This window comes from Candidatus Hydrogenedentota bacterium (assembly GCA_018005585.1).
Taxonomy (GTDB): domain Bacteria; phylum Hydrogenedentota; class Hydrogenedentia; order Hydrogenedentales; family JAGMZX01; genus JAGMZX01.
Window position 1 is genome coordinate 1,779 of record JAGMZX010000257.1, and the last position, 2,852, is coordinate 4,630.

Sequence of the window (2,852 nt, forward strand, 5' to 3'; positions counted from 1 at the left end):
CTCTTGCAGGAGTGAAGAACAAGACTGGCATTCTGTATTCTCACGGCTTTCGCGCAGAAACGCGAAACCGGTCTTTGGGGACCGGAAATGCGGATTACGCCAGAAGCTATCCCAAGACCTGATTCATAGCTGTTGCAGGGACGAGGCATGCCTCACCCCTGCGAATCGTGGGCAAAAGTGACCTGACTCTCTGAACGGTATCCTGTTATCGAATGTGCGATTCCGCTTGTCACATGAGTTATGGGTTCGTTTTTGGTCAGGTGAAGACCGCGTTGCAGCGCCGGGACAGAAAAAGAGAGAAAGGGGGATCAGGTTTGAACTGACGCTTCGCCAGACTACGGGAATGCCTTGCACTATTTCGGCGCCGGGGATAGTTCTTGCGGGAATCTAAGCAACGCTATAAGGAAAGGAGTTGACACGATTCATGCAAATGGGATAGTGTGCGCCGCTTAAGAGCGTTTCTAAGTGATCATGCAAAGAGACCAGGAACGAGGAGAAGTGCCGTGGCAAACTTCGCGACGACTTTCAAGGAAGAAATCCGCCGTCTCGCGCGGAAGGAAATCAAGGACAACGTAGGCAGACTGCAGAAAGTTCAAGCGGAACTGCGCCGTTCGGTGGCTGCACTGAAACGGCGAATTGGCAAACTGGAAACTGAGAATCGCAGACTTGCGCGCACGGCCGCCGGGAGTCAGGAGCCGGCGTCGGCACAGCCGGAACAGAAGGCGGACCGCGCCATCATCCGTGGAAAAGCGATTCTGAAACTCCGCGAAAAACTGCGGCTGACGCAAGCGGAATTCGCGAGGCTGGTGGGAGTGAGCGCACAGTCCGTTTACCAATGGGAGCGCAAAGGCGGCCGCCTTCGGCTGCGTTCCGCGACGAGGGCCGCATTGCTGGACATACGGAATATTGGCGCGCGCGAAGCGCGCAGTCGTCTGGAAGTGAAACGGGGCAAGCGCAAATAGAACGGTCAGCTCACTCTGGTGGCGGCAGGTGTGCGGCTGACATGAGCCGCCGCAACTGTCTTCGGCGCCGGGACGAGAAGAAGTCCGAGGCGATGGTGTGAAACGCCTGCAAGTGTGCGCGTAGTTGTTCCTCAAAGGCGAGGCAGACCGTGTCCATGCCGGGGGGCGGGCCGTTCTCGCCGGAAACACTCGCCGCCGCTTCGCGCAGGAGCGCGCGCGCATCGTTCCATGCGCCCAGATGCTCCTGCAGTTGCCGCAATTCCTGAATGCATCCGTGGAGATTGTCATCGAAAAAGGGCGCGAACAACTCGCAGGCATAGCGCAACTTCTTGAATGCGACGCGGACGCGATGCAGTTGTTCGCGATCGCCTGTCTCCATCCATTTCTCATAGCAGCGGAACAGCGCTTCAAAGCGCCGCTTGAGACGGCGCGACACGATTTCCAGAACACGGCCGGCCCGAGGGTGCGCGCCTTCGAACAGCCGGACGAGAAGCGCGTCTAGGTCTTCGCACGCGGCGAGATGCGCGGCCTCGATGCAATCCGGGGACAGGCGCGCCCGTTCTTCGCGAAGGGGTCGTGCGAGTGCGGCGGCCGCCTCGCGCGCATCCGCATGAATGGCGCTGAACTGCGCGAGCATTTCCAGGGTCACGTCAAGTTCCCTGGCCCGTCCGAGGAGCCGTGTGACCCGCCGTGCGATGCGGCGCAATTCGTTGCGCGGCCCCTTGGGCAGCAGGGGCGCGCACTCGGACAGCGCGGCCCTGAGCCGGCGCGACGCGACGCGCATGTCGTGTATGCCGTCGGGTTCTTCGTTAAGGACCGTATCGATATTCTCGCGCAGCGTCCGCACACGACTCGTGAGCGATTCCACGAGAAAAGAAAAACACAGTCCCGACGCTTTGCCCACGATAGGCTCCTTATCCCGCCGGTTTGTCTGACCCAGAGAGCCGGGTGCTGAAGGCCTTGCGCGTGCAGACCGGGGTCAGATGTTTGGTCACGTGTCCCGCAAGTCCGGGGCGGATACAAATACCGCCCACAGTCGTGAACCCGCGCTCAAGTGCGGTTAGTAGCGCGCACATGCGCCGGATGCCCTCGTCGAAACACCCCGCTTCCTCGAAGACGAGACGCGTTTTCGGGAATGCGTGCGATTTGGCCAATGTCATGTCATCTTTCCCCTGCGGCGGGGGGACTCTCCGCCTCGGGCGCGACCTCGACGCGCACGCCGAAGACCGCTTCGAAAAGGCCGCGTTTGCGCATGCCGCCCCAGAGGTCGACCTGGCTGACCGGGTTCTGGGTCACCCAGATGCGGCATGAATCTCCGTTCAGCGTTATGCGCAAGTTCCGGGTCGCGGCTTGATGGGTGCGGTCAAGGCCATCGGCGATCCGAAGGATCGCCGCCAATATCTTGACGACGCCCTGCATCTCAGGGGACAGATCCCGGTATACGCGATGGCCTGACTGCGGCGGCCCTCTGCGATGATACCGGGCAATGCACGCGATGACCGCGCGTTCCTCTTCCGTAAAGCCGGGCAGCTCAAGGGCTAGAATAATGTCCCGGGAGTGCTTGTGGTGCCGGTCGGCGCCGCGGCGCAAACCAGTGTCATGCAAGAGTGCGGCCGCCTCCAGGAGCCGAAGCTCTGGCCTGCCGAGCGCATGCAGGAGGCGCGTCTGCTCGAATAGCAGGCGCGCCAGTTTTCGCACATGACGCGCATGTTCCGGTTCCGGGTCGAGTTGGTCCGCCCATTGCTTCACCGCATCCAGCCCCGTGCGCGTCCGCTTGCGGGCTCTGGCGGGTTCCGGTCCGGCATGGCGTACGTATTGCGGCGCATTCGGCATGACCGGATTATTCTCACATACGCCCCGCCTGTTTGTCTAGAATCCGCGCGGTATTAC

At 61.2% G+C, this 2,852-nt stretch carries 3 protein-coding genes; 1 reads left to right on the plus strand and 2 read right to left on the minus strand.

What is annotated here, in order from left to right:
* Positions 1–503: 503 nt before the first annotated feature.
* Positions 504–962 carry a helix-turn-helix transcriptional regulator gene (locus tag KA184_23350; protein ID MBP8132528.1) on the plus strand — a complete coding sequence of 153 codons (459 nt, stop codon included), beginning with the start codon at positions 504–506 and terminating at the stop codon, positions 960–962.
* A gap of 10 nt (positions 963–972) precedes the next feature.
* On the opposite strand, the gene KA184_23355 is transcribed toward KA184_23350, so the two are convergent.
* Positions 973–1,866: a CHAD domain-containing protein gene (locus KA184_23355; protein MBP8132529.1), complete on the minus strand. Its 894-nt coding sequence runs from the start codon at positions 1,864–1,866 to the stop codon at positions 973–975.
* A gap of 257 nt (positions 1,867–2,123) precedes the next feature.
* The gene (locus KA184_23360; GenBank protein ID MBP8132530.1) at positions 2,124–2,795 is read right to left on the minus strand and encodes an HD domain-containing protein; all 672 of its coding nucleotides are present in this window, start codon (positions 2,793–2,795) and stop codon (positions 2,124–2,126) included.
* Between the last annotated feature and the right edge of the window lie 57 nt (positions 2,796–2,852).

Excerpts from the sequence above, each read along its gene's own strand:
- KA184_23360 (MBP8132530.1), bottom strand. The coding sequence starts at position 2,795 with ATGCCGAATGCGCCGCAATACGTACGCCATGCCGGACCGGAACCCGCC.